The 24,868-nt window shown below is 65.0% G+C and carries 22 protein-coding genes and 4 tRNA genes; 19 read left to right on the forward strand and 7 right to left on the reverse strand.

Going from position 1 to position 24,868, the window contains the following annotated elements:
- The first annotated feature begins 52 nt into the window (after positions 1–52).
- Both CUREI_RS01345 and CUREI_RS01350 read left to right on the forward strand, forming a co-directional pair.
- A complete protein-coding gene (locus CUREI_RS01345; protein ID WP_038609546.1) occupies positions 53–1,276 on the forward strand; it encodes a glycosyltransferase family 4 protein in 1,224 nt (407 codons plus the stop codon).
- A gap of 32 nt (positions 1,277–1,308) precedes the next feature.
- A complete protein-coding gene (locus tag CUREI_RS01350) occupies positions 1,309–1,986 on the forward strand; it encodes a metal-dependent transcriptional regulator (RefSeq protein WP_038609549.1) in 678 nt (225 codons plus the stop codon).
- On the opposite strand, the gene CUREI_RS01355 is transcribed toward CUREI_RS01350, so the two are convergent.
- Genes CUREI_RS01355 through CUREI_RS01370 form a run of 4 tightly spaced genes read right to left on the reverse strand, consistent with a single transcriptional unit; the run spans position 1,887 to position 4,725 of the window.
- The gene (locus CUREI_RS01355; protein WP_051952118.1) at positions 1,887–2,810 is read right to left on the reverse strand and encodes a metal ABC transporter permease; all 924 of its coding nucleotides are present in this window, start codon (positions 2,808–2,810) and stop codon (positions 1,887–1,889) included. The genes CUREI_RS01350 and CUREI_RS01355 overlap by 100 nt on opposite strands.
- A complete protein-coding gene (locus CUREI_RS01360) occupies positions 2,807–3,532 on the reverse strand; it encodes a metal ABC transporter ATP-binding protein (protein ID WP_034997179.1) in 726 nt (241 codons plus the stop codon). Before CUREI_RS01360 ends, CUREI_RS01355 begins: the two co-directional genes overlap by 4 nt.
- Positions 3,529–4,452 carry a metal ABC transporter substrate-binding protein gene (locus CUREI_RS01365; RefSeq protein WP_038609553.1) on the reverse strand — a complete coding sequence of 308 codons (924 nt, stop codon included), beginning with the start codon at positions 4,450–4,452 and terminating at the stop codon, positions 3,529–3,531. Before CUREI_RS01365 ends, CUREI_RS01360 begins: the two co-directional genes overlap by 4 nt.
- A gap of 36 nt (positions 4,453–4,488) precedes the next feature.
- The gene (locus CUREI_RS01370) at positions 4,489–4,725 is read right to left on the reverse strand and encodes a tudor domain-containing protein (RefSeq protein WP_038609556.1); all 237 of its coding nucleotides are present in this window, start codon (positions 4,723–4,725) and stop codon (positions 4,489–4,491) included.
- A gap of 93 nt (positions 4,726–4,818) precedes the next feature.
- Between CUREI_RS01370 and CUREI_RS01375 the strand changes: the two genes are divergently transcribed.
- A complete protein-coding gene (locus tag CUREI_RS01375) occupies positions 4,819–5,508 on the forward strand; it encodes a demethylmenaquinone methyltransferase (protein ID WP_038609559.1) in 690 nt (229 codons plus the stop codon).
- Here CUREI_RS01375 and CUREI_RS01380 read toward each other — a convergent pair.
- The gene (locus CUREI_RS01380; protein ID WP_038609562.1) at positions 5,505–6,725 is read right to left on the reverse strand and encodes a geranylgeranyl reductase family protein; all 1,221 of its coding nucleotides are present in this window, start codon (positions 6,723–6,725) and stop codon (positions 5,505–5,507) included. The two genes, CUREI_RS01375 and CUREI_RS01380, sit on opposite strands and share 4 nt — an antisense overlap.
- A gap of 95 nt (positions 6,726–6,820) precedes the next feature.
- On the opposite strand from CUREI_RS01380, the gene CUREI_RS01385 reads away from it, so the two are divergent.
- From CUREI_RS01385 to rplA, 9 genes are all read left to right on the forward strand, one after another.
- Positions 6,821–7,846 (forward strand): polyprenyl synthetase family protein, encoded by a 1,026-nt coding sequence (locus CUREI_RS01385; RefSeq protein WP_038609565.1) that lies wholly within the window; start codon positions 6,821–6,823, stop codon positions 7,844–7,846.
- A gap of 64 nt (positions 7,847–7,910) precedes the next feature.
- A tRNA-Tyr gene (locus CUREI_RS01390) sits at positions 7,911–7,992 on the forward strand.
- 185 nt (positions 7,993–8,177) lie between these two features.
- Positions 8,178–8,250 (forward strand) — tRNA-Thr (locus CUREI_RS01395).
- Positions 8,251–8,299: 49 nt separating this feature from the next.
- Positions 8,300–8,371: transfer RNA gene (locus CUREI_RS01400), tRNA-Met, on the forward strand.
- A gap of 63 nt (positions 8,372–8,434) precedes the next feature.
- A tRNA-Trp gene (locus CUREI_RS01405) sits at positions 8,435–8,510 on the forward strand.
- A gap of 21 nt (positions 8,511–8,531) precedes the next feature.
- Positions 8,532–8,852 (forward strand): preprotein translocase subunit SecE, encoded by a 321-nt coding sequence (gene secE / locus CUREI_RS01410; RefSeq protein ID WP_038609567.1) that lies wholly within the window; start codon positions 8,532–8,534, stop codon positions 8,850–8,852.
- Between the two features lie 112 nt (positions 8,853–8,964).
- Positions 8,965–9,972: a transcription termination/antitermination protein NusG gene (gene nusG / locus CUREI_RS01415; protein ID WP_038609569.1), complete on the forward strand. Its 1,008-nt coding sequence runs from the start codon at positions 8,965–8,967 to the stop codon at positions 9,970–9,972.
- Between the two features lie 170 nt (positions 9,973–10,142).
- On the forward strand, positions 10,143–10,571 hold the full coding sequence (rplK, locus tag CUREI_RS01420) for a 50S ribosomal protein L11 (RefSeq protein WP_038609572.1): 429 nt from the start codon (positions 10,143–10,145) through the stop codon (positions 10,569–10,571).
- A 77-nt stretch (positions 10,572–10,648) separates the two neighbouring features.
- The gene (gene rplA, locus CUREI_RS01425) at positions 10,649–11,359 is read left to right on the forward strand and encodes a 50S ribosomal protein L1 (RefSeq protein WP_038609574.1); all 711 of its coding nucleotides are present in this window, start codon (positions 10,649–10,651) and stop codon (positions 11,357–11,359) included.
- 19 nt (positions 11,360–11,378) lie between these two features.
- Here the strand turns inward: rplA and CUREI_RS01430 are convergent, their stop codons facing one another.
- Positions 11,379–12,467, reverse strand: a complete 1,089-nt coding sequence (locus CUREI_RS01430) for an HNH endonuclease signature motif containing protein (protein ID WP_144242384.1) — start codon at positions 12,465–12,467, stop codon at positions 11,379–11,381.
- Between the two features lie 391 nt (positions 12,468–12,858).
- On the opposite strand from CUREI_RS01430, the gene rplJ reads away from it, so the two are divergent.
- The 5 genes from rplJ (at position 12,859) to CUREI_RS01455 (ending at position 22,764) form a co-directional block, all read left to right on the forward strand.
- The gene (rplJ, locus tag CUREI_RS01435) at positions 12,859–13,380 is read left to right on the forward strand and encodes a 50S ribosomal protein L10 (RefSeq protein WP_038609577.1); all 522 of its coding nucleotides are present in this window, start codon (positions 12,859–12,861) and stop codon (positions 13,378–13,380) included.
- A 52-nt stretch (positions 13,381–13,432) separates the two neighbouring features.
- Positions 13,433–13,822: a 50S ribosomal protein L7/L12 gene (rplL, locus tag CUREI_RS01440; RefSeq protein WP_038609580.1), complete on the forward strand. Its 390-nt coding sequence runs from the start codon at positions 13,433–13,435 to the stop codon at positions 13,820–13,822.
- A 91-nt stretch (positions 13,823–13,913) separates the two neighbouring features.
- Positions 13,914–14,852, forward strand: a complete 939-nt coding sequence (locus CUREI_RS01445) for a DUF3068 domain-containing protein (protein ID WP_038609583.1) — start codon at positions 13,914–13,916, stop codon at positions 14,850–14,852.
- A gap of 316 nt (positions 14,853–15,168) precedes the next feature.
- Positions 15,169–18,666 carry a DNA-directed RNA polymerase subunit beta gene (gene rpoB, locus CUREI_RS01450; RefSeq protein WP_038609586.1) on the forward strand — a complete coding sequence of 1,166 codons (3,498 nt, stop codon included), beginning with the start codon at positions 15,169–15,171 and terminating at the stop codon, positions 18,664–18,666.
- 84 nt (positions 18,667–18,750) lie between these two features.
- Positions 18,751–22,764, forward strand: a complete 4,014-nt coding sequence (locus CUREI_RS01455; RefSeq protein ID WP_038609589.1) for a DNA-directed RNA polymerase subunit beta' — start codon at positions 18,751–18,753, stop codon at positions 22,762–22,764.
- 322 nt (positions 22,765–23,086) lie between these two features.
- Here the strand turns inward: CUREI_RS01455 and CUREI_RS01460 are convergent, their stop codons facing one another.
- Positions 23,087–23,455, reverse strand: coding sequence for a hypothetical protein (locus CUREI_RS01460; protein ID WP_038609592.1), 369 nt, complete (start codon positions 23,453–23,455; stop codon positions 23,087–23,089).
- Between the two features lie 398 nt (positions 23,456–23,853).
- Between CUREI_RS01460 and rpsL the strand changes: the two genes are divergently transcribed.
- Together rpsL and rpsG are read left to right on the forward strand one after the other, a co-directional pair.
- Positions 23,854–24,222: a 30S ribosomal protein S12 gene (gene rpsL, locus CUREI_RS01465; protein ID WP_038609595.1), complete on the forward strand. Its 369-nt coding sequence runs from the start codon at positions 23,854–23,856 to the stop codon at positions 24,220–24,222.
- Positions 24,223–24,229: 7 nt separating this feature from the next.
- Entirely contained in the window at positions 24,230–24,697 is a 468-nt protein-coding gene (rpsG, locus tag CUREI_RS01470) for a 30S ribosomal protein S7 (protein WP_038609598.1), read from the forward strand.
- Positions 24,698–24,868: the final 171 nt, after the last annotated feature.

The following is a 24,868-nucleotide window of genomic DNA, read 5'->3' on the forward strand; positions in this document are numbered from 1 at the left end:
GGTTCAACCAAAATTGGCGGCAAATTTGGATTGCAGTGGGAGAGTGCCTGATATGCGAGTGGGAATCGTGGCGGAGTCTTTCCTGCCCAACGTCAACGGAGTGACCAATTCGGTGCTGCGCGTGCTCGAGCACCTCAAGCGCGAAGGCCACGAGGCGATGGTGGTCGCGCCAGGCGCGCGCGACTTCCAGGACGAGATCCCGGACTACCTCGGCTTCGAGATCGTCCGCGTGCCCACTGTGATGGTCCCGCTGGTGGATTCGCTGCCGATCGGCGTGCCCACCACCACCGTCGCCGCGGCGCTTTCCCAGTTCAAGCCGGACATCATCCACCTGGCCAGCCCGTTCGTCCTCGGCGGGGCCGGCGCGTTCGCCGCACGCCAGCTGGGCGTGCCGGCGGTGGCGCTCTACCAGACGGACGTCGCGGGCTTTGCCACCAAGTACCACCTGCCCATGGTGGCCAACTTGGCGTGGGATTGGACGCGCACGATCCACAACATGAGCGAGATGACGCTCGCGCCGTCCTCGACCTACATCCGCGAGCTTGAATCCCACGGCATCAACAACGTGCGCCACTGGGGCCGCGGCGTGGACACGGAGCTGTTCAACCCCGCCAAGCGCTCAGACGTGCTGCGCCGGGCGTGGGATCCCACCGGCACCAAGAAGATCGTGGGCTTCGTCGGCCGCCTCGCCGCGGAGAAGTCGGTGCACCGCCTCGCCCCGCTTGTCAGCGACCCGTCGGTCCAACTCGTCGTCGTCGGCGACGGCCCCGAGCGAGACGAGCTGGCGACGGTGCTGCCGTCCGCCGTGTTCACCGGAGCGCTGGGCGGCGAGGAGCTTGCGCGCGCCTACGCGTCGCTGGACCTTTTCGTGCACACCGGCGAGTTTGAGACGTTCTGCCAGGCCATCCAGGAGGCGCAGGCCTCGGGTGTGCCCACGATCGGCCCGCGAGCGGGTGGTCCCATCGACCTGATTGCGCACGGCGACAACGGGCTTTTGCTCGAGGTGGAGACCTTCGAGCAGGAGCTTAACGACGCCGCGCGGTGGATCCTCGACGACGCCCGCCACGCCAGCCTGCAGTCCGCCGCGCGCGAGTCCGTGGCGGACAAGACCTGGGCCGCGCTCGGCGACCAGCTGTTGGGCTACTACACCGAGGTGCTGGAGACCTACGAGCGCAACGTGGTGCACCTGTTCGGCCGCGATGTGGCCCTGCCGCGCTGGGCACCGGCGCGTCTGGGCCAGCCCCGCAGGCAAGCGCGGCGCGACGACACCGCGTAGGCGCATGCGCGCCGCCAAGTAGAGTGGCGAGCATGTCCGTCGGCGACCTGTCCACCAGTACCCAGAACTACCTCAAAGGCATCTGGGCGCTTTCGGAGTGGTCAGATACGCCGGTGACACCGTCGTCAGTGGCCAAGCACCTTGGACTGCGCAAATCCACCGTCTCCGACGGGGTGCGCAAGCTCGGCGAGCAGGGCCTGGTGGAACATAAGCCCTACGGCGCCGTCGAGCTGACCGACACAGGCCGCACGTACGCGGTGGCGATGATCCGCCGCCACCGCCTGATTGAAACGTTTTTGGTGGAGGCGTTGGGCTACACCTGGGACCAGGTGCACGACGAGGCCGAAAACCTCGAACACTCGGTGAGCGACTTTATGGTCGACCGCATCGACGCGTTTTTGGACTACCCCAGCCGCGACCCCCACGGTGACCCCATCCCCTCAGCCAGCGGGCGTGTTGATGCCCCCGAGGCCGTCCCACTGACCGGCGTGCAGCCGGGGCAGAAGGCCACGATTGAACGCATTGCCGACGACGACCCGAAACTGCTGCAATTCTTCGACAGTCACGGGCTCGTCGTCGGCGCAACCCTCGAGGTGGGAGAGGGTGCCCCTTACTCCGGCGCGGTCGCGGTCCGGCTTGCCGGCGCGGCGGAGGCGGTGCCGCTCGGCGAGGAAGCCACGGATTCCGTCTTCGTGCGCGTGGATGCGTAACGACGACCCCGCAGCACCCCATGCGGGCCGAACAGGTACACCACACCAAACACCACACCTTGGGCGAGCACGATCATGCCGCCAGAGGCCGTGTCCAGGTAGTAGGAGCAGTACAGGCCCACAATCGCACACGCCGCCGACATGGTCGGGGCGATGATCAGCATCGTGCCGAATTTGTTGGTGAGCAGGTAGGCGGTCGCACCCGGGATGATCAGCATCGCCACCACCAGGATCACGCCAACGGCCTGGAGTGCCACCACTGACGTCAGCGCCAGCAGTGCCAGCAGGGCCGCACCGAGCAGGCGCGGATTCAACCCAATCGCGTGTGCATGGGTGGGATCGAACGCGTAGAGGGTGAAGTCGCGCCGCTTGAGCACCAGCACGCTCAACACGATCGCTCCCAGGATGGCCACCTGCAGCAGGTCCCCACGGGACACACCAAGCAGATTGCCGAAGATGATGTGGTTCAGATCCGTGTGCGAAGGGGTTACCGAAATGAGCACGAGCCCCAGCGCGAACATGGTGGTGAACACAATGCCAATGGCCGCATCCTCCTTCACCCGGGACGTATCGCGCACCAGCCCGATCAGTGCCACCGCAAGGAACCCGAACACCACCGCGCCGACGGCAAACGGCACGCCCAGAATGTAGGCCAGCACCACGCCGGGCAGGACAGCGTGGCTTACCGCATCGCCCATCAGCGACCAGCCAACCAACACCAGCCAGCACGACAACAGCGCGCAGACAATCGACGCCACCAGCGAGGTCGCAAGCGCACGCATCATGAACTCGTACCCAAACGGCTCCGTAAGCAGCGCAATCATGCTGACACCCCCATACCGAAGCCCTGTACCAAATTGTCCGGCTCTAACACCACTTCAGTCGGGGCGTGCATCAACACCCGGCGGTTCAACAGCACTGTCTCCGGCGCGAGCTGGGGCAAGGCAACCAGGTCGTGCGTCACCACAAAAATAGTGGTGCCTTCTGCCGCGAGGTCACGCAGCAGCTCAGTGATGGTGGCCTCGGAATGTTTGTCCACGCCGGCGAAGGGTTCGTCGAGAAGCATGATGCTCGCACCCTGAGCGATACCGCGGGCGATGAAGGCACGCTTCTTCTGGCCACCCGAAAGCTGACCGATCTGGCGGTCTGCGAACGACTCAAGGTGGGTGCGCTCAAGCGCGCGATCCACAGCCGCAATGTCCTCCGCACGCGCGTGGCGGGTAAAGCCCATGTGGCCGTAGCGGCCCATCATGACCACATCACGCACTGTGACCGGGAACTGCCAGTCCACGTCCTCGCTCTGCGGGACGTAGCCCAGCACCTGCGTCTTGCGGGCGCGCATGGGGTCGATGCCGTTGATACGAACCGTGCCGCGATCCGGCTTGACCAACCCCATGATCGCCTTGAGTAGCGTGGATTTGCCCGCGCCGTTCATCCCGATCAGCCCACAGATACGGCCTGGTTGGACGCTCAAAGTTGCGCCGTCGAGCGCGACGACGTCGCCGTAGCGCACCGCAACATCGTCAACCGCGATTGCGGGGATCACTGCTTGCCCCCGTTCAAACCGTCGATGATCACCTTCGTGTCGTGGCGAATCAGATCCAGGTAGGTCGGCACCGGACCGTTTTCCTCAGAAAGCGAATCGACGTAGAGGGTGCCGCCGTACTCCGCGCCGGTGGCCTTCACGACCTGCATCATCGGCGCGTTAGAGACCGTGGATTCACAGAACACAGACGGGACGTTGTTTTCCTTCACAAACTCGATCGCGCCGGCGATCTGCTGCGGGGTGGCTTCCTGCTCAGCGTTGACCGGCCAGATGTAGCGCTCGGTCAACTTCGCGTCGCGAGCCAGATAGGAGAACGCACCTTCGCAGGTGACCAAGGCGCGCTGCTTGTCGGGGACAGCGGCGAGCTTGGTTTCCAGCTCGTCTTGCACAGCCTGCAGTTCCTGCTTGTATGTTTCGCCGTTGGCCTTGAAATCATCGGCGTGCTCCGGGTCGAGTTCGCTGAACGCGTCGACGATGTTGTCCACGTACTTCTGCACGTTCACCGGACTCATCCAGGCGTGCGGGTTGGGCTTGCCGGCGTAGGCGTCCTCGGCGATGTCGATCGGGTCGACACCTTCGCTGACCACGGCGTGGGGCACGTCCAGGTCGGCGACGAACTGGGAGAACCAGTTTTCCAGGTTCATGCCGTTGTCCAGGATCAGGTCGGCGTCGGAGGCGCGCGAGATGTCGCCCGGGGTGGGCTCGTAGCCGTGGATTTCCGCGCCGGGTTTGGTGATGGACTCCACCCGCAGGTGGTCGCCGGCGACGTTCGAAGCGATGTCCTGGATCACCGTGAACGTGGTGAGTACCACGGGGGTGTCTTTGCCGCCTGCGGCGTCGGCGCTGTCCTGCGAACAGCCTGCCAGGCCGGCAGTTAGCGCAGCCGTGGCGGCGAGCGCGAGCGCCTTGGATTTCAGCATGTTGGTCCTTTTCTTTCTGTGTACTTTTCCGTGCGGTTAGAGAAGCGGCGGCGGGCCGACGCGGTGGGACGTGGCAATGAATCGGTCGAGCTTTTCCGGGGATTCGTCGTGCAGGTAGACGGCGAGCAGCCGCATCAGGTTGAGCGTGACGTCTTCCGGGTTGGCGCTGGAGCGCACGAGCCGCGCGGACGCGAGGTAGTCGCCTTCGCGGGCGGTCTCGAACAATGCGATGGCTTCGAGCCATGCGCCCATGTTGGAGTCATCAAGTCCCATACCGGCGAATAATAAAGTTCGGCACGACGAACTTGCAAGTGTTGTGTTGTCGTACGGCCTCCGTTTGTGGGTGGCAAAGTAGACTTGCGCACCATGGCCAAGGCGGATCTGGACAAAAAGCCCTTCGACGTTGCCGGCATGTTCGACGACGTGGGCAAAAACTACGACATCACCAACACCGTGCTGTCGTTCGGCTTGGACAAGTACTGGCGACGTCGCACCCGCGAGCGCCTGGACTTAAAGCCCGGCGAGCTCGTGCTCGATCTGGCCGCCGGCACCGCCGTGTCCACCGTGGAGCTGGGCAAGTCCGGCGCGTGGGTGGTGGCCTGCGACTTTTCCCAGGGCATGCTCGCCGCCGGCAAGGACCGCGACGTGCCCAAGGTCGTCGGCGACGCGATGCACCTGCCGTTTGCGGATGACACCTTCGACGCGGTGACCATCTCCTACGGGCTGCGCAACGTCCACGACTTCGCGGCGGGGCTGCGCGAGATGGCGCGCGTGACCAAGCCGGGCGGGCGCCTGGCCGTCAACGAGTTCTCCACACCGGTCGTGCCGGGTTTTCGCACCCTGTACAAGGAGTACCTGCCACTGGCGGTGCCGGCGCTGGCGAAGCTGTTTTCCTCCAACGCGGAGGCCTACGAGTACCTCGCCGAGTCCATCCGCGCCTGGCCGGGCCAGGAGGAGCTCGCCGCGGCGATCAACGCCAACGGCTGGTCAGACGCCAGCTGGCAGAACCTCACCGGCGGCATTGTCGCGCTGCATAGTGCGGTGAAGCCGGTCTAGCGCACGTCCCAAAGCGGCTGGCCGCCAGACACCGCCCGCGCGCCCTTGCCAGCTGTGCGCCACAGCCTTGCGACGAGGTCCGTATCCCCCTCGGCCACGAGGTTGCCCATCAGCCGCGCCGCCGCCGGCATGAGGTAGCGCCCGCCGAGCCCGCGCAGCGCCACCGGGCCCGCCAGCGGCAAAAACTGCGGGTAGGTGAGCAGGCGCGCCAGGGTGCGGGCCAGCGTGAACGCGTCGCCGTACTGCTCACGCAGAAGCGCTGGCCACGCAAGCGTCAAATCCCCGCCGTCCGCGATCAGGTCGACGGCGAGCACCGCCGTTTCCAGCCCGTAGTCGATGCCCTCGCCGTTGAGCGGGTTCACGCACGCCGCCGCGTCGCCGACCAGCGCCCAGTTCGGCCCCGCCACGTTGGACACCGCCCCGCCCATGGGCAAAAGCGCCGAGGCCACGGCCTTTTCTGGGCCGAGCTGCCACGCCTCGCGCTGCTGCGAGGCGTATAGGGCGAGCAGCTTCTTCGTGTTCACCTTCGCCGGGCGCGCGTCGGTGGACAGCGCGCCGCAGCCCAGGTTCACGGTGCCGTCGCCGAGCGGGAAGATCCAGCCGTAGCCGGGCTGGATCACCCCGCCGGCGTCGCGGAGCTCCACGTGCGAGTGCATCCACGGCTCGTCCGAAAACGGCGAGGCGCAGTAGGACCGCGCCGCAATCCCGTAGACCTGCCCGCGGTGCCACGTCCGCCCCAGCAGCTTGCCGAAAGGGGAGCGCACCCCGTCCGCCACAATCACCCAGCGGGCGCGCACCTCACCCTGCTCGGTCTCCACTGCGCTGATCGCTCCGCCGCTGAAACGCACCCCCGTCGCCGCGCAGTCGTGGCGCACGGTTGCGCCGGCGAGCGAAGCTTCGCTGACAAGCATCGCGTCAAACCTCGCCCGCGGGGACGCGGACCCCTCGCCGCGCGGCCACGGCGCGACAACATCCCCGCCGAAGCCATGCAACTTTAGGCCCTTGTTGCGGTACACAGGCACGTCCAGCCCCAAGCGCACAAGCGTATCGACGGCGCGCGGCGTCAGCCCGTCCCCGCAAGTTTTGTCGCGGCGGGGGCCCTGCGCGTCGAGAAGCAAAGTGCTCATGCCGGCGCGCTGCGCCGCGATCGCGGCTGCGGAACCCGCAGGGCCAGCGCCCACAACAACGAGGTCGAACAACTCACTCACGCGCCACATTCTGCCAGCGCCACCCGCAAGTGCACCCGGCGGGGTAATTGGGCTACGGTTAGTGCGTTACACATGGGCCCATCCAACCTGCAAGGACGTTATCTATGACGTACGGCACCACTCCGTCACCGCGCCACGGATTCAACCTGGACCTGGGCGACGACGCGCTCAACACCCGGCTCAACACCGGGCTCGAAGCGGTGGAGGAGCTCTTGATAGCGGAGCTCAACCGCGGGGAGAGCTTCCTCACCGACAAAGTCACCCACCTGGCCAAGGCCGGGGGCAAGCGGTTTCGCCCGATGATGGCGCTGCTGTGCAGCGAATTCGGCCCCCACCCTGATGCCGAGAACGTCATCCGCGGCGCGGCGGTGACGGAGATGGTGCACCTGGCCACCCTGTACCACGACGACGTGATGGACGAGGCGGAGCGCCGCCGCGGCGTCGAGTCCGCCAACGCGCGCTGGGACAATACCGTGGCTATCCTCGCCGGCGACATCCTCTTCGCCCACGCGTCGCGGCAGATGGCGCTGATGGACCTGGACACCGTCGCCCACTTCGCCGACACGTTCGCCCAGCTGGTCACCGGCCAGATGCGCGAGACCGTCGGGGCGCGGGGCGCTGGCGGCGGGGACGTGGTGGAGCACTACCTGAAGGTCATCGAGGGGAAGACGGGCGTGCTCATCTCCTCCGCCGCGTACCTGGGCGCGCGGCATGCGGGCGCCGACGAGGAGACCGTGCAGCGCTGTGCCCGCATCGGCGACGGCGTCGGCATGGTCTTCCAGATCGTCGACGACATCATCGACATTTTCTCCGACCCGGAGCAGTCGGGAAAGACCCCGGGCACCGACCTACGCGAGGGTGTGTTTACCCTGCCGGTGCTCTACGCGCTGGAGGAAGATTCCCCCGCAGGCGAAGAGCTGCGTGGGCTCCTCACGGGCCCCCTGACGGACGACGGGGACGTGCAGCGGGCGCTGGAGCTGCTGGGGCAAACCCGCGGGCGGGAGCGAGCCTTGGAGACGGTGCGCGGCTACGTCGAGGACGTGGAACGCGAGCTTGACGCGCTGCCGGCCGGGGCGGCGCGCGAGGCGCTTCGCACCATGACGCGCCTGACCGTCGAACGCGTGGGATAACCAGCGGATTTGCTTGAATTACGGTGCGGTGTTGTAGAGTAAATCCCGCACTTTGAACGTGCTTGCCAGGTTGCCCGAGCGGCCAAAGGGAGCGGACTGTAAATCCGCCGGCATTGCCTTCAGAAGTTCGAATCTTCTACCTGGCACAAACACAAAACCCCGTCGGTTTCACCGGCGGGGTTTTGTCGTGCGGAGGGAATGTGGTCTTGGAACTCGCAAAAAACCGTATTAGCCAGGCGATTTGTGTTTAAAAACATCATCGGGTTAATCTTTCCAAGGCTTCAACGGAGCGGGTCAGCGCGAAAGCGCGGATCCACAACATAGAGGCTGTGCCCCCTTAGCTCAGTCGGCAGAGCGTTTCCATGGTAAGGAAAAGGTCGACAGTTCGATTCTGTCAGGGGGCTCTGTTGTTTGCTGGGGCTGTCCCACACGGGAGAGCGCAGGCGAGCACATGGCGGTGTAGCTCAGTGGTAGAGCAAGCGACTCATAATCGCTGTGTCGAGAGTTCAATTCTCTCCATCGCTACTCACCTCACGCGGGAGCCGGGAGGCCTCCGTGGTAGGGTTAGGCGCACTGTCCAAGTGCCCTAGGGGCGTGGCGCAATTGGTAGCGCAACGGTCTCCAAAACCGTAGGTTGCAGGTTCGAGTCCTGTCGCCCCTGCCAAAACAACCTGGAGGAGTTTGAGTGACTAACCCCAGCGGTCAAAACCCCGCACAGCCGACCGGTAAGCGTCAGCTGCGCGGGGCTTCTCCTGTTTCCACCGAGGGGCAAGACGCAAAGCGCCCGCCCGTCGCAGACGCGAACGCGGAGGATAAGAGCGGCTCCAGCGTCGCCACGTTCCCGGGCGAAGTCGTCTCCGAGATGAAGAAGGTCATCTGGCCGACTGGTAGGCAGATGTTGAACTACACCCTCATCGTGTTCGCGTTCCTGCTCGTGCTCACCGTCTTCGTGTGGGGCGTGGATGCGCTGTCCTCGTGGGTGATTCGCTGGATTTTCATCCGCTAGGTACAATCTGAAGCCACAACGTTTCCCGCCACCTCGGTCGCCGAGGAAGGCGGGATAATTTTTGCCCCGGTACCCTGGGGCGCACACGTTTGAACCACTAAGGAGATGAACCATGGCTGAGGCGAACAAAGACGTCAACGGTGCTCTGGAGATGAACGAGCAGGAAATGATCGAGGAGGGCGCGCCCGTGCAGCCTTCTACCGATCCCGCGTACAACGGCGGAGACGACGACCCGGCCGGCACCGAGGAAGGTGACTCCTCCGACGAGGAGGGCGACAGTACGAGCCTTACCGACGCTGAAGTCGAGGACATCGCTCAGGCCGCCGTCGACACCGACAGCGCGGAAGCGGCGGCCGAGGAGCTCGAAGGCGACGCCGACAAGGCTGACGACGAGGACGTCGTCGAGGAGCCGATCCAAGAAACCGACCTCGCCGCAGCAGAATCCGCGGAGGCTGACGCGGAGTCCGAAGCCGACGACAGCGAGTACAAGCGCCGCTTGCGCGAGTACACCCGCGAGCTGAAGAAGCAGCCGGGCGAGTGGTACATCATCCAGTCCTACTCGGGCTACGAGAACAAGGTGAAGACCAACCTTGAGATGCGCGCCCAGACCCTCGAGGTCGAGGACTCGATCTACGAGGTGGTCGTGCCCATCGAGCAGGCCATCGAGAACAAGGACGGCAAGAAGAAGCTGGTCAAGCGCAAGCTTCTGCCGGGCTACGTGCTCGTGCGCATGGACATGAACGACGCCGCGTGGTCCGTGGTCCGCGAGACCCCGGGCGTGACCTCGTTCGTGGGCAACGAAGGTAATGCCACGCCGGTCAAGCACCGTGACGTCGCAAAGTTCCTGCTGCCCAAGTCCGCCGCAACCGGCGCGAAGCCGGAGGTTAACGCCGAGGGCGAGACCGTGGTGGCCATGCCGGAGGACGAAGCGCCGAAGAAGGTCGCGCACGACTACGAGGTCGGCGAGGCCGTGACCATCCTCTCCGGCGCGCTCGCGTCCGTGTCCGCGACCATCAACGCGATCGACCCGGAGACGGGCAAGATCGAGGCGCTGGTGTCGATCTTCGGCCGCGAAACCCCGGTCGAGCTCACCGCAGACCAGATCGAGCGGATCATGTAGCAGCGTTTTGCTTCTCGACGTCGTTCCGGCGTATTCTGTCTCGTCGCGCGTGCCCGCACGCGCGACGTTTTCGTTTCTTCACATCCCCGGTGGCTGGATTCAACCCCGGCATCCGGAAGCCCCGCGGCAGCTCATCGTGGTCGCAGGTGCTGTAACTAGGAGGTAATTCGATGGCTAAGAAGAAGGTCACTGGCCTGATCAAGCTGCAGATCGAGGCTGGCATGGCAAACCCGGCTCCGCCGGTGGGTCCGGCACTTGGTGCGCACGGCGTGAACATCGTCGAGTTCACCAAGGCGTACAACGCCGCAACCGAGTCCATGCGCGGCAACATCGTCCCGGTGGAGATCACGGTCTACGAGGACCGCTCCTTCGACTTCGTGCTGAAGTCCCCGCCGGCGGCGTCGCTACTGCTCAAGGCCGCAGGCCTGCAGAAGGGCTCCGGCGTCCCGCACACTGACAAGGTCGGCAAGGTCACCTGGGATCAGTGCAAGGAGATCGCCGAGACCAAGAAGAACGACCTCAACGCCCGCGACATCGAGGCAGGCGCCGCGATCATCGCCGGCACCGCCCGCTCCATGGGCATCGAGGTTGAGAAGTAAACCGAAGCGTATCGACGCTTCACGTGGCAGGGCCGCAAGCCAGGCCCGCTCACCACAACTCCGGAAAGGAACCCAACATGGCTAAGAAGTCCAAGCGCTACATCGAGCAGCTGGCCAAGGTGGACCGCGACAGCGTGTACCACCCGCTCGACGCCGTCACCCTGGCGAAGGAGACTTCCTCCGACAAGTACGACGCCACCATCGACGTTGCGATGCGCCTGTCCGTCGACCCGCGCAAGGCTGACCAGCTGGTCCGCGGCACCGTCAACTTGCCGCACGGCACCGGTAAGACCGTCCGCGTCGCCGTCTTCGCCGAGGGCGAGAACGCCACCCGGGCACAGGAGGCAGGCGCCGACATCGTCGGCACCGACGAGCTGATCGAGCAGATCAACGCCGGCCAGATCAACTTCGACGTGGCTATCGCTACGCCGGACCAGATGGCCAAGGTCGGCCGCGTCGCCCGCGTGCTCGGCCCGCGTGGTCTGATGCCGAACCCGAAGACCGGCACCGTCACCCCGGACGTCGCCAAGGCTGTCCAGGACTCCAAGGGTGGCAAGATCGCCTTCCGCGTGGACAAGGCGTCCAACCTGCACGCCATCATCGGCAAGGCGTCCTTCACCCCGGAGCAGCTCGCCGAGAACTACGGCGCGCTCCTGGATGAGGTCATCCGCCTGAAGCCGGCGTCCGCCAAGGGCATCTACCTGAAGAAGATCACCGTCTCCGCCACCCAGGGCCCGGGTGTGCCGGTGGACACCTCCGTGGAGAAGAACTACGCCACCAAGGCATAGTTCATCCCCGCCTCACGCCTCAGCCGTTCTGGCTGGGGCGTTTTGCGTTGCCGAAGAGTTGGTCGAGGGCGCCGCGGTTCGTGTTCTTCACGCGGTGCCCGTGTGGGGATACCCACCAGGGTGCGCCCCTGATCATTTCGATGCGGCCGCGTGTGGTTGTGCGTGGGTCGTCGTCGTCGTTGACGCGGTTGTGGTAGCGGCATAGCGGTGCGAGGTTGTCCATGTTGGTCGCCCCGCCGTGTTTCCAGGGGTGCACGTGGTGCATCTGGCAGCGGTAGGCGCCGTGGCGGCAGCCCGGGAATGCGCACACCGGGGACACCATGGAGGCGAGGTCGCGTTGTTTCTGGTTGGCGAAGCGGTCTGCCCGGTATAGGTTCACCGCCCCGGTTTCTGGGTGGAAGGCGGCGACCTTGAATACGTCGCCGAATTCGGCGGCGAGGTATTCGGCACCGGTCATGGTGGTGCCGTCGGTGAGGGTGAGTATCACGTCGTCGCCGTTACCGGCCACAATGCGCGCGTGTGCGTCGATGGGCACCATCACGATCGGCCGGGGTGCGGCAGCGGCGACGCCGCCGGTGTCACCGCGCACGATGTTCCAGAACGCGGCCTCCATCTGCTCGGCTGCGGGTTTGGTGGGGTCTACCTCTTGTGTGAGGCGGTGTTCTAGGTCGGCGGCGTTGCGGTCAGTGGTGTCGATGGTGATGCGTGCTCGCCCGTTTTTCGGGGCGGAGAAGGCAACCTGCTTCTTGGTTGGTGTCGTGGCTGCTGGCACTAGCTCCCGGGCGGCGTGTTCGATCGCGCGGTAGCCGCCGGTGACGCCCAGCAGTGCCAGGCGCAGCCGCCACCGCTCGCCGGCGTCGCTCACGCCGTTGATGCGTCGTTCGATCAGGGCGAGTTCGTCGAGCGAGAACCCGCGGGCTTGCTGCGCCGCAAGTGCTTGTTTGCGGGTGAATTTCGTCGCCCCGAAGTAGACGCTGTGCATGCCCGCCCATGCGCGTGCGCGGTGTGGCGCCATGCCGGCGGTAAGGGCAGTATCGAGGCTGAAGTGCCGCAGCGTCTCTATGGACGTGGTGGTTAGCGCCTCGATGTATGCCTCGAACGGGTTCATGCCAGCCACGCTATTCAGCAAACGCCGCGGCACAACCCCCTCAACCCAAACCTGTGGACAACCCGCCCCGCCGCCACCGCGTTATCCACAGAACCAAGCGATTTGGTGTAACGCCAGCCCACGAGCTAGTATCCTCAACCGAAGTTTGAACGGCCTACAACGGCCGAGCTCAAGTTTCACCGTAGACCGTCGGTCACTCCCGCAAGGGAGTCGAAGGTATCCCCCTCCAGGGATCGGCCCACGCAGGAGAAACGTGGCACACCATCATGTATGCCTCGTGCTTCTGCACGGGGCATTTTTGCTGCTACGGCGACAGGCGAAGCTGACGTCGAGAAGCAAAGTGCTCCGGGCGGATTGAAGGACATGAAGTTATCGGAAGGAGGCGTGTGTCATGGCAAACCCGAAGAATACGGCTGAGCTCGCGGAGCTGAAGAACAAGTTCGCTGAGGCGGACTCCATCGTGCTCACCGAGTACCGTGGCCTGACCGTCGGCCAGCTGCAGCAGCTGCGCGGCGATATGGGCTTCGATGTCGAGTACCACGTCGCCAAGAACACCCTCATCAAGATCGCTGCTAACGAGCAGGGCATCGAGGGTCTCGATGATCTTCTCACCGGCCCGACCGCCGTCGCCTTCATCAAGGGCGATGCGGCTGTCGACGCTGCGAAGGTGATGAAGAAGTTCAACAAGGACCACGACGCGTTCGTGATCAAGGGCGGCTACATGGACGGCAACGTCCTGGACGCTTCCCAGATCGACGCGCTGGCCGAAATGGACAACCGCGAGACCACCCTTGCAAAGATCGCTGGTGCGTTCCAGGGTTCCTTGGCAAAGGCTGCCGGCCTGTTCCAGGCTCCGGCGTCCAAGACGGCCCGCCTTGTCGCTGCGCTGCAGGACAAGCAGGAAGCCGCATAAACACACGTTTACACCCGGGCTGTAGACGCCCACCAACAGAAAGGAAGCCACAATGGCTAAGCTCACCAAGGACGAGCTCATTGAGCAGTTCAAGGAAATGACCCTCATCGAGCTCTCCGAGTTCCTGAAGGAGTTCGAGGAGGTCTTCGACGTGACCGCAGCCGCTCCGGTTGCTGTTGCAGCTGCAGGCGCTCCGGCCGCCGGCGGCGAGGCTGCCGCTGAGGAGAAGGACGAGTTCGACGTCGTGCTCGAGTCCGCTGGCGACAAGAAGATCGGCGTGATCAAGGTCGTGCGCGAGCTGGTTCCGGGCCTGGGCCTGAAGGACGCCAAGGAAATGGTCGAGGGTGCACCGAAGGCCATCCTCGAGGGCGCCAACAAGGACGACGCCGAGGCTGCGAAGGCCAAGCTGGAAGAGGCTGGCGCTTCCGTCACCCTCAAGTAAGCACTCGTTGCTTAACGACGACAACCCCCTTCGGTCGCAACCGCGACCGGAGGGGGTTTCGCGTATCTGGGGTGCGGTAAAGTAGCGCACCATGCTGCCCAAGTCTCGCATTCTCGCTGCTGTGCTCGCCGGCCTCGGTGCTGCGCTGGTGGTGGCGGGGCTGTTGGCGCCGAGCGTCCTGCTTTCCGGCAGCCGCCTGCCGCTGGCGCTGGGGGAGGCCACGTGGACTCTGACGGACCCGGAGGGCACGCGTGACGGCCGACCCGCGCCGGTGACGCGCCAGCTGCATATGGAGATCCAGGAGCCCTCCGACGCCGACACGGCGAGCGTGCGGGTCGGCGACACGCTGCGGGCGGGGGAGTCTGGCTCCGATTTCAACGACCTGCTCGCGGCGTCGACGTGGTCGTACGCGCTCGACCGCGTCTCCGGTGCCGCGACCGCGCCGGCGGAGGTGCAATTGGTGATGGGCATGCCCCCAACGCAGGTGCCTATCGGCGGCGCGTGGCTGACCTTTCCCGCCCCCGCGCCACAGGGCGCCGTTGAGGTGTTCGACCCGGCACTGCGCGGCACCGCGCCGGCGGAGTTTGCGGGCGAGGAGGACATCGCCGGGCGCGCGGTGTACCGCTACTCCCAACACATTGCGCCGGTGAACCTCGCCATGCGGTACGCGGACCCGCGCAACACCCTGACCCTTGAGGGCGATGACGGTGAGCCGATGCGCACCTTCCTGCACCACGCTGCGGACCGCGAGATTCTGGTGGACCAGGAGACCGGGGTGGTCGTGGGCATCGACGAGAAGGTGGACGACTACTACGCCGACGCGGAGGGCCGCGGTATCCGAAACGTGGTGACGTACGACGCGGCGATGGACCGTGAGGACGTCGAGAAGCTTGTGCGCAAGGTGGCCGACGCGCAGACCGCGGCGGCGGACCGCGGGCTGTGGCGCGTGCTGGCCTGGATTGGTGCAGCGCTGAGCCTTGCGGGCCTGGCGGGTGCGCTGCGGCCGGGGCGTGCGGCGCGTCGCGATTGACCGCGCGCGCGTGCCGGGTGGTAGGCTTCCGGCAGCAACCGCACGAGTGGCCCAGACGGCATCGGGCAGACCGGCGGAAGTGATGGCGGGGGCCTTTACAAACGGGGGAGATTACTCTATGGTTGTTCTTTGCGCTGGAAGCCGTCTCCAGTACGCCAGGCAAGCCTTGTGCAACGGGAACAAAAAACCCGATTTGACAAGGTGATTTTGTCGTCTCTGGGGGCGGGACTTCCGAAGCAGACCGAATGCTAACTTATCCTGCGGAAACGCCGCCGGACCGCGAAGCCAGACGCGGGAAGGCAGGCCTCCGCCAGAGGTGCTGGAAGGACCCAACTTGGCAGTCTCAGACCAGACCATGAACATGGCTGATATCCCCGGGGCTCCCGAACGTTACTCGTTCGCGAAGATCAATGAGCCGATCACCGTCCCGGGGCTTTTGGATGTGCAGCTCGAATCCTTCGCGTGGCTCGTCGGCACGCCGGAGTGGCGCGAGCGCGAGCAGGCCAACCGCGGTGGCGACGCACGCATCACGTCCGGCCTGGAAGACATCCTCGACGAGATCTCTCCCATCGAGGACTACTCCGGCAACATGAGCCTGACGTTGTCCGAGCCGCGCTTCGAAGACGTGAAGTACACGATCGACGAGTGCAAAGACAAGGACATCAACTACTCTGCGCCGCTGTACGTGACCGCGGAGTTCATTAACAACGACACGCAGGAGATCAAGTCCCAGACCGTGTTCATCGGCGACTTCCCGCTGATGACGGACAAGGGCACCTTCATTGTCAACGGCACCGAGCGTGTCGTCGTCTCCCAGCTCGTGCGGTCCCCAGGCGTCTACTTCGACGAGACCATCGACAAGTCCACGGAGCGCCCGCTGCACTCTGTGAAGGTCATCCCGTCGCGCGGCGCGTGGCTGGAGTTCGACGTGGACAAGCGCGACACCGTCGGCGTGCGCATCGACCGGAAGCGCCGCCAGCCGGTCACCGTGCTGCTAAAGGCGCTCGGCTGGACCACCGAGCAGATCACGGAGCGCTTCGGCTTCTCCGAGATCATGATGTCCACCCTGGAAAACGACGGCGTGTCCAACACCGACGAGGCGCTGCTGGAGATCTACCGCAAGCAACGCCCCGGCGAGCAGCCGACGCGCGACCTCGCGCAGTCCCTGCTAGAGAACTCGTTCTTCAAGGCTAAGCGCTACGACCTCGCCCGCGTGGGCCGCTACAAGGTCAACCGCAAGCTCGGTCTCGGCGGAGACCACGACGGTCTGATGACGCTGACCGAAGAGGACATCGCCACCACGCTCGAGTACCTCGTGCGTCTGCACGCCGGCGAGACGGAGATGACGTCGCCTGAGGGCGAGATCATCCCGATCAACACCGACGACATCGACCACTTTGGTAACCGCCGCCTGCGCACCGTCGGCGAGCTGATCCAGAACCAGGTCCGCGTGGGCCTGTCCCGCATGGAGCGTGTCGTGCGCGAGCGCATGACCACCCAGGACGCGGAGTCCATCACCCCGACGTCCCTGATCAACGTGCGTCCGGTCTCCGCTGCGATCCGCGAGTTCTTCGGCACCTCCCAGCTGTCGCAGTTCATGGACCAGAACAACTCCCTGTCCGGCCTGACCCACAAGCGTCGCCTGTCTGCGCTGGGCCCGGGCGGCCTGTCGCGTGAGCGCGCCGGCATCGAGGTGCGCGACGTGCACCCGTCCCACTACGGCCGCATGTGCCCGATTGAGACCCCGGAAGGCCCGAACATCGGCCTGATCGGCGCGCTGGCGTCCTACGCCCGCGTTAACCCGTTCGGCTTCATTGAGACGCCGTACCAGAAGGTCGACGACGGCAAGCTGACCGACCAGATCGACTACCTCACCGCCGACGAGGAGGATCGCTACGCCATCGCGCAGGCGGCCACCCCGATGGACAAGGACGGCAACCTCACCGGTGAACGCATCGAGGTCCGCCTCAAGGACGGCGACATCGGCGTCGTCGGCCCGCAGGGCGTGGACTACCTGGATATCTCCCCGCGCCAGATGGTCTCCGTCGCTACCGCGATGATTCCGTTCCTGGAGCACGACGACGCGAACCGTGCCCTCATGGGCGCGAACATGCAGAAGCAGGCTGTGCCGCTGCTGCGCTCCGAGGCCGCCTACGTGGCCACCGGCATGGAACAGCGCGCCGCGTACGACGCGGGCGACACCGTGATTTCCAAGAAGGCCGGCGTGATCGAGAACGTCACCGGCGACTTCATCACCGTCATGGACGACGAAGGCGGGCGTGACACCTACATGCTGCGCACCTTCGAGCGCACCAACCAGGGCACCTGCTACAACCAGACCCCGATCGTCTCTGCTGGCGAGCGCGTCGAGGCTGGCCAAGTCATCGCCGACGGTCCGGGCACCAAGGACGGCGAGATGGCCCTCGGCCGCAACCTCCTGGTTGCGTTCATGCCGTGGGAAGGCCACAACTACGAGGACGCCATCATCCTCAACCAGCGGGTGGTGGAGGAGGACATCCTCACCTCCGTGCACATTGAGGAGCACGAGATCGACGCCCGCGACACCAAGCTGGGCGCCGAGGAGATCACCCGCGAGATCCCGAACGTCTCCGAGGACGTGCTGAAGGACCTCGACGAGCGCGGCATCATCCGCATCGGCGCGGACGTGCGCGACGGCGACATCCTGGTGGGCAAGGTCACCCCGAAGGGCGAGACCGAGCTGACCCCGGAGGAGCGCCTGCTGCGCGCCATCTTCGGCGAGAAGGCCCGCGAGGTCCGCGACACCTCCCTGAAGGTGCCGCACGGCGAGCAGGGCAAGGTCATTGCCGTGCGCCGCTTCTCCCGCGAGGACGACGACGATCTGTCGCCGGGCGTCAACGAGATGATCCGCGTCTACGTCGCCCAGAAGCGCAAGATCCAGGACGGCGACAAGATGGCCGGCCGCCACGGCAACAAGGGTGTCGTGGGCAAGATCCTGCCGCAGGAGGACATGCCGTTCATGGCTGACGGCACCCCGGTGGACATCATCCTGAACACCCACGGTGTGCCGCGTCGTATGAACATCGGCCAGGTGCTGGAGATCCACCTCGGCTGGCTGGCCAAGGCTGGCTGGACGGTCAACCCGGACGACCCGAAGAACGCCAAGCTGCTGGAGACGCTGCCGGAGCACCTCTACGACGTGCCCGCCGACTCGCTTACCGCAACCCCGGTGTTCGACGGTGCGACCAACGACGAGATTGCCGGCCTTTTGGCAAACTCCAAGCCGAACCGCGACGGCGACGTCATGGTGGACGAGAACGGCAAGACCACGTTGTTCGACGGCCGCTCCGGCGAGCCGTACAAGTACCCGATCTCCGTCGGCTACATGTACATGCTCAAGCTGCACCACTTGGTGGACGAGAAGATTCACGCCCGCTCCACCGGCCCGTACTCCATGATTACGCAGCAGCCGCTGGGCGGTAAGGCCCAGTTCGGTGGCCAGCGCTTCGGCGAGATGGAGGTGTGGGCAATGCAGGCGTACGGCGCCGCCTACACCCTGCAGGAGCTTTTGACCATCAAGTCCGATGACGTGGTGGGCCGCGTGAAGGTCTACGAGGCGATTGTCAAGGGCGACAACATCCCGGATCCGGGCATCCCGGAGTCCTTCAAGGTGTTGCTCAAGGAGCTGCAGTCCCTGTGCCTGAACGTGGAGGTGCTCTCCACCGACGGCACGCCGATGGAGCTCGACGGCGACGACGACGAGTTCGACCAGGCGGGCTCCTCGCTTGGCATCAACCTTTCCCGTGACGAGGGTGCAGCGGCGGATACCGCCTAAGCGCCAGGTAGCCGTCGTCAAGCACTTGCTTTACGACGGCACGACGAACGAACAGCACATACCTAGAAGAAAAGGAATTTTTACGTGTTTGACGTAAACCTCTTCGACGAGCTTCGCATCGGCCTGGCCACCGCCGACGACATCCGCCGTTGGTCACACGGCGAGGTGAAGAAGCCTGAGACCATTAACTACCGCACGCTCAAGCCGGAGAAAGACGGCCTGTTCTGTGAGCGCATCTTCGGCCCGACCCGTGACTGGGAGTGCGCCTGCGGCAAGTACAAGCGCGTGCGCTACAAGGGCATCATTTGCGAGCGCTGCGGCGTCGAGGTGACCAAGTCCAAGGTGCGCCGCGAGCGCATGGGCCACATCGAGCTCGCCGCTCCGGTGACCCACATCTGGTACTTCAAGGGCGTTCCCTCCCGCCTGGGCTACCTGCTGGACCTGGCGCCGAAGGACCTCGAGCGCATCATTTATTTCGCGGCGAACATCATCACGTCCGTCGACGACGAGGCGCGCCACAACGACATGTCCACCCTCGAGGCGGAGATGTTGATGGAGAAGAAGGAGGTCGAGGACGACACCAACTCCGAGATCGCCGACCGCGCCCAGAAGCTGGAGGAAGACCTCGCCGAGCTCGAGGCCTCCGGCGCGACCGCCGCTGCGCGCAAGAAGGTGCAGAACGCTGCCGACAAGGAGATGCAGCACCTGCGCGAGGCTGGCGAGCGCGAGGTTGAGCGCCTGGACGAGATCTGGACCACCTTCCAGAAGCTCGCTCCGAAGCAGATGATCATCGACGAGAACCTCTACGAGGAGCTCGTTGACCGCTACGAGGACTACTTCACCGGCGGCATGGGCGCGGAGGCTATCCAGACCCTGATCCGCAACTTCGACCTCGATGCCGAGGCGGAGGAGCTGCGCGGCATCATCGCCGAGGGCAAGGGCCAGAAGAAGGTCCGCGCGCTGAAGCGTCTGCGCGTCGTGGCAGCGTTCCAGCGTTCCGGCAACGACCCGGCCGGCATGATCCTGGACGCGATTCCGGTGATCCCGCCGGAGCTGCGCCCGATGGTGCAGCTCGACGGTGGCCGCTTCGCCACCTCTGACCTGAACGACCTGTACCGCCGCGTGATCAACCGCAACAACCGTTTGAAGCGCATGATCGACCTGGGCGCTCCCGAGATCATCGTGAACAACGAGAAGCGCATGCTGCAGGAGTCCGTCGACGCCCTGTTCGACAACGGCCGCCGCGGCCGTCCGGTCACCGGCCCGGGCACCCGCCCGCTGAAGTCCCTGTCCGACCTGCTCAAGGGCAAGCAGGGCCGCTTCCGCCAGAACCTCCTGGGTAAGCGCGTGGACTACTCCGGCCGTTCCGTGATTATCGTCGGCCCGCAGCTGAAGCTGCACGAGTGCGGTCTGCCCAAGCGCATGGCGCTCGAGCTGTTCAAGCCGTTCGTGATGAAGCGCCTGGTGGACAACGACTACGCGCAGAACATCAAGTCCGCCAAGCGCATGGTGGAGCGCCAGCGCCCCGAGGTGTGGGACGTGCTCGAAGAGGCGATTTCGGAGCACCCGGTGTTGCTCAACCGCGCACCGACGCTGCACCGCCTGGGCATCCAGGCCTTCGAGCCAAAGCTGGTCGAGGGTAAGGCCATTCAGCTGCACCCGCTGGCCTGCGAGGCGTTCAACGCCGACTTCGACGGCGACCAGATGGCAGTCCACCTGCCGCTGTCCGCCGAGGCGCAGGCTGAGGCCCGCGTGCTGATGCTGTCCTCCAACAACATTCTGTCCCCGGCGTCCGGCAAGCCGCTGGCTATGCCGCGCCTGGACATGGTGACCGGCCTGTACTTCCTGACCATGCTCAAGGGCCCGCAGGAGATCGGCGGCGAGGGCGCCTACGCGCCTGCCGACGAGAACGGCCCCGAGCGCGGCGTCTACTCGTCCTACCGCGAGGCCATCATGGCCTACGACCTGGGCGTGCTGGGCCTGCAGGCTCCGATCAAGGTGCGTATCGACCACCTGCGTCCGACCCCGGAGATCGAGGCGGAGCAGTTCCCCGACGGCTGGACCAAGGGCCAGGCATGGATGACCGAGACCACCCTCGGCCGCATCATGTTCAACGAGCTGCTGCCGTTCAACTTCCCGTACCAGGAAGGCGCGATGGTGCGCAAGGGCGGCGGCTCCGGCAAGGTGCTGCTCGGCGACATCATCCAGTCCATGGTTGAGAAGTACCCGATGATCACGGTCGCCCAGGTGCTGGACAAGATGAAGGATGCCGGTTTCTACTGGGCTACCCGCTCCGGCGTGACCATCTCGATGTCCGACGTGCTCATCCTCCCGAATAAGACCGAGGTCCTCGAGCAGTACGAGAAGGAAGCCGAGGCCATCGAGCGCAAGTTCTGGGAGAAGGGTGCGCTGACCGAAGAGAACCGCTACGACCGTCTGGTCGAGCTGTGGCAGGACGCGACCAACAAGGTTGGTCAGGCCGTGGAGGACCTGTACCCGGACGACAACCCGATCCCGATGATCGTGAAGTCCGGTGCTGCCGGTAACATGCGCCAGATCTGGACCCTGGCCGGCATGAAGGGCATGGTCGTGAACTCGCGCGGTGAGTACATCACCCGCCCGATCAAGACCTCCTTCCGTGAGGGCCTGTCCGTGATGGAGTACTTCAACAACTCCCACGGCTCCCGTAAGGGCCTGGCCGATACCGCGCTTCGTACCGCGGACTCCGGCTACCTCACCCGTCGTCTGGTGGACGTGGCGCAGGACGTCATCGTCCGCGAAGAGGACTGCGGTACCCGCCAGGGCGTCAAGGTTCCGGTGGCGGTCGCCGTCGCAGGCTCCGGCGACGAGCAGCGGTTCGTGCGCCACGACCTGGTTGAGACCTCCGTGTCCGGCCGTGTCGTTGCAGCCGATGTCACCGACGCCGATGGCAACGTCATCGTCGAGGCCGGCACCGAGCTGAGCGAGGAGCGTATCGACGCACTCGTGGCCGCCGGCGTGGAGGAAGTCAAGGTCCGCTCCGTGCTGACCTGCCAGACCCCGACCGGTGTGTGCGCGAAGTGCTACGGCAAGTCCATGGCGTCCGGCCAGCTCGTCGACATCGGCGAGGCCGTGGGCATCGTGGCTGCGCAGTCCATTGGTGAGCCGGGTACCCAGCTGACCATGCGTACGTTCCACCAGGGTGGTGTCGGCGGCGACATCACCGGTGGTCTGCCGCGTGTGCAGGAGCTGTTCGAGGCCCGCGTGCCGAAGAACCGCGCCCCGATCGCTTCCGTGGCTGGCACCATCACGCTGGAGGACGAGGGCAACTTCTGGACCCTGACCATTCACCCGGACGACGGCTCCGACGTGGTGGTCTACGAGAAGCTGTCCAAGCGTCAGGGCCTGGCCCAGGTGCGTCGCCCGATGGAGTCCAACCCGGACGCCATGATCGAGCGCGGCCTGCGCGAGGGCGACCACGTCGAGGTTGGCGAGCGCCTGCTCCGCGGCGCGGCTGACCCGCACGACGTGCTCGAGGTGCTCGGCCGCCGTGGTGTGGAGAAGCACCTCATCGACGAGGTGCAGGCCGTGTACCGCACCCAGGGTGTGTCCATCCACGACAAGCACATCGAGATCATCATCCGCCAGATGCTGCGCCGCGGCACCGTCATTGATTCCGGTTCCACCGAGTTCCTGCCGGGCACCCTGGTTGACCTCTCCGAGGCACGCCAGGTGAACGCCGCGGCAGTGGCGGACGGCGGCGAGCCAGCGGAGATGCGCTCCGAGATCATGGGTATCACCAAGGCTTCGCTCGCGACCGAGTCCTGGCTGTCCGCCGCCTCCTTCCAGGAGACGACGCGCGTGCTCACGGACGCCGCGATCAACAAGCGCTCCGACAAGCTCATCGGCCTGAAGGAGAACGTGATCATCGGTAAGCTGATCCCGGCCGGTACGGGTATTTCCCGCTACCGCAATATCCAGGTCAAGCCGACTGAGGCAGCGCGTTCCGCCGCCTACTCGATCCCGACGTTCGGTGATTCGATCTACGGCGACGAGGGCTACGGCGAGTTCACCGGCGCTTCTGTGCCACTGGACGAGTACGGATTCGACCAGTTCTAAGCGCCTAGAAGCCCGCGCTTAACGACGAGCCCGGCTCCCACCCCTTCCGTGCCTCACGGGTAGGGGAGGGGAGCCGGGCTTTTCGCTGCCTAGTTCTTGGGGCTGAGGTCCGTGGTGTTTCCTGGGGCAACACCGCATACATGTTCCGCGGGGGAAACGATGAGTGCGGGCACGACCGGGTTGAGCGGAACCCCAATTCTGTCGATGAACTCGGTGATCTTGAGGAAGCTGGAAACGCGCGCCCCTGACCAGCGGTGGCTCGCTCGCGTGGGAGGCACGGGGCGGGATCTAGAGGTAGCCAAGGGAGTGGCAGACACGCGTGCTAAGAGAGATAGGTCGTGCGGCGCTTGGCGTTACGGTTCATTATCTCCAGGGCCGACCAGACAGCGATGCCGGCCAGCACAATCGCCGCCGCCCGGGTAGGTGAACTCCCGCCGCCAACAGCGAAGGATGCGAGCACCCAAAGGGTGAAATCGAAAACGACGGCCAGGAAGAAGGTCAACGATGCCGAGCGGGCGCTGACTGCCGCGTACAATCCCGCAGCGACCAATACGACGGTTTGGGCCACGGCCGCAGCCATGCTCTTCTCATCTAGACCAGCGTCGGCGTACGTCGTCCACGATGCGAACACTGGGTACACAAGCGCCATGGCGACCAGCGCCCAAGCGAAGCCGACAAATCTGAAGCCCAAAATTTCTCCTTCGCGATACTCAGCTGGATGCTATTGCTAACGCTCACGCCGTGGCGTCACTAAAGGGCAGGTGTGTACGAAAGTCGTTACGCATCGTGGCTGCGGGACGAAAGGAGACACCCGTTCGGAGGTGGGCGCGAGGCGAGAGCCTGCTGGTAACGCGGACCACGAGCAGAAGCCCGGTCAATACCATGATTTGCAATTCCGGACCTGGAACAGGTAGTTTGACTGAATGATTCCGCCTCGAACGTCGGGGTTGGGAAACGTAGGACTCCACGCGCCTTCGGGATAGCGTCGGCAGATCGTACAGGAACGGTAGGGCCCCGAAAGAGCCCCTATTTTCGCATGTATGGCTGGCGGTGTTTTGCCCGTGGCGCGAACGAACAGAAAGGGCGTGAATGCCTACTATTCAGCAGCTGGTCCGCAAGGGCCGTCACGACAAGAGCACGAAGGTGGCGACTGCTGCGCTGAAGGGTTCCCCGCAGCGCCGTGGCGTGTGCACCCGTGTGTACACCACCACCCCGAAGAAGCCGAACTCTGCGCTTCGTAAGGTCGCGCGTGTTCGCCTGACCTCCGGCATCGAGGTCTCTGCCTACATTCCGGGCGAGGGCCACAACCTGCAGGAGCACTCCATGGTGCTCGTGCGCGGCGGCCGCGTGAAGGACCTGCCGGGTGTGCGCTACAAGATCATCCGCGGCGCGCTGGATACCCAGGGTGTGAAGGACCGCAAGCAGGCACGTTCCCGTTACGGCGCGAAGAAGGGATAAGTAACCAATGCGTAAGCAGCAAGCACCGAAGCGTCCCGTCGTCAAGGATCCGGTTTACAACTCCGAACTGGTCACCATGCTGGTGAACAAGATCCTGCAGGACGGCAAGAAGTCCACGGCAGAGCGCATTGTTTACGGCGCGCTCGAGCAGTGCCGCGAGAAGACCGGCACCGACCCGGTGGGCACCCTGGAGAAGGCGATCGGCAACATCCGCCCGGACCTCGAGGTTCGTTCCCGCCGCGTTGGTGGCGCGACCTACCAGGTCCCGGTCGACGTGAAGCCGGCTCGCTCCACCACCCTCGCGCTGCGTTGGATGGTCACGTTCACCCGTCAGCGTCGTGAGAACTCCATGATGGAGCGCCTTGCCAACGAGATCCTGGATGCGTCCAACGGTCTCGGCGCGTCCGTGAAGCGCCGCGAGGACACCCACAAGATGGCCGAGGCCAACCGCGCCTTCGCTCACTACCGCTGGTAATCGCTGGAGGACGGCGACGCAAGTGGACCCGGAAACTGCATACCCGCTTCCTTTCGAGGCGAGCACGTGCGTTTCCGGGTTTTTGCTGAGTCGAACCTCACGCTGCCGCATCGGCGATGTAGTGGCAAAATTGACAAAGGACAACTGACCGACAACGGCGCCTCGCGGCGT

The sequence above is a fragment of the Corynebacterium ureicelerivorans genome (genome assembly GCF_000747315.1).
In the GTDB taxonomy this organism is placed as follows: Bacteria; Actinomycetota; Actinomycetes; order Mycobacteriales; family Mycobacteriaceae; genus Corynebacterium; species Corynebacterium mucifaciens.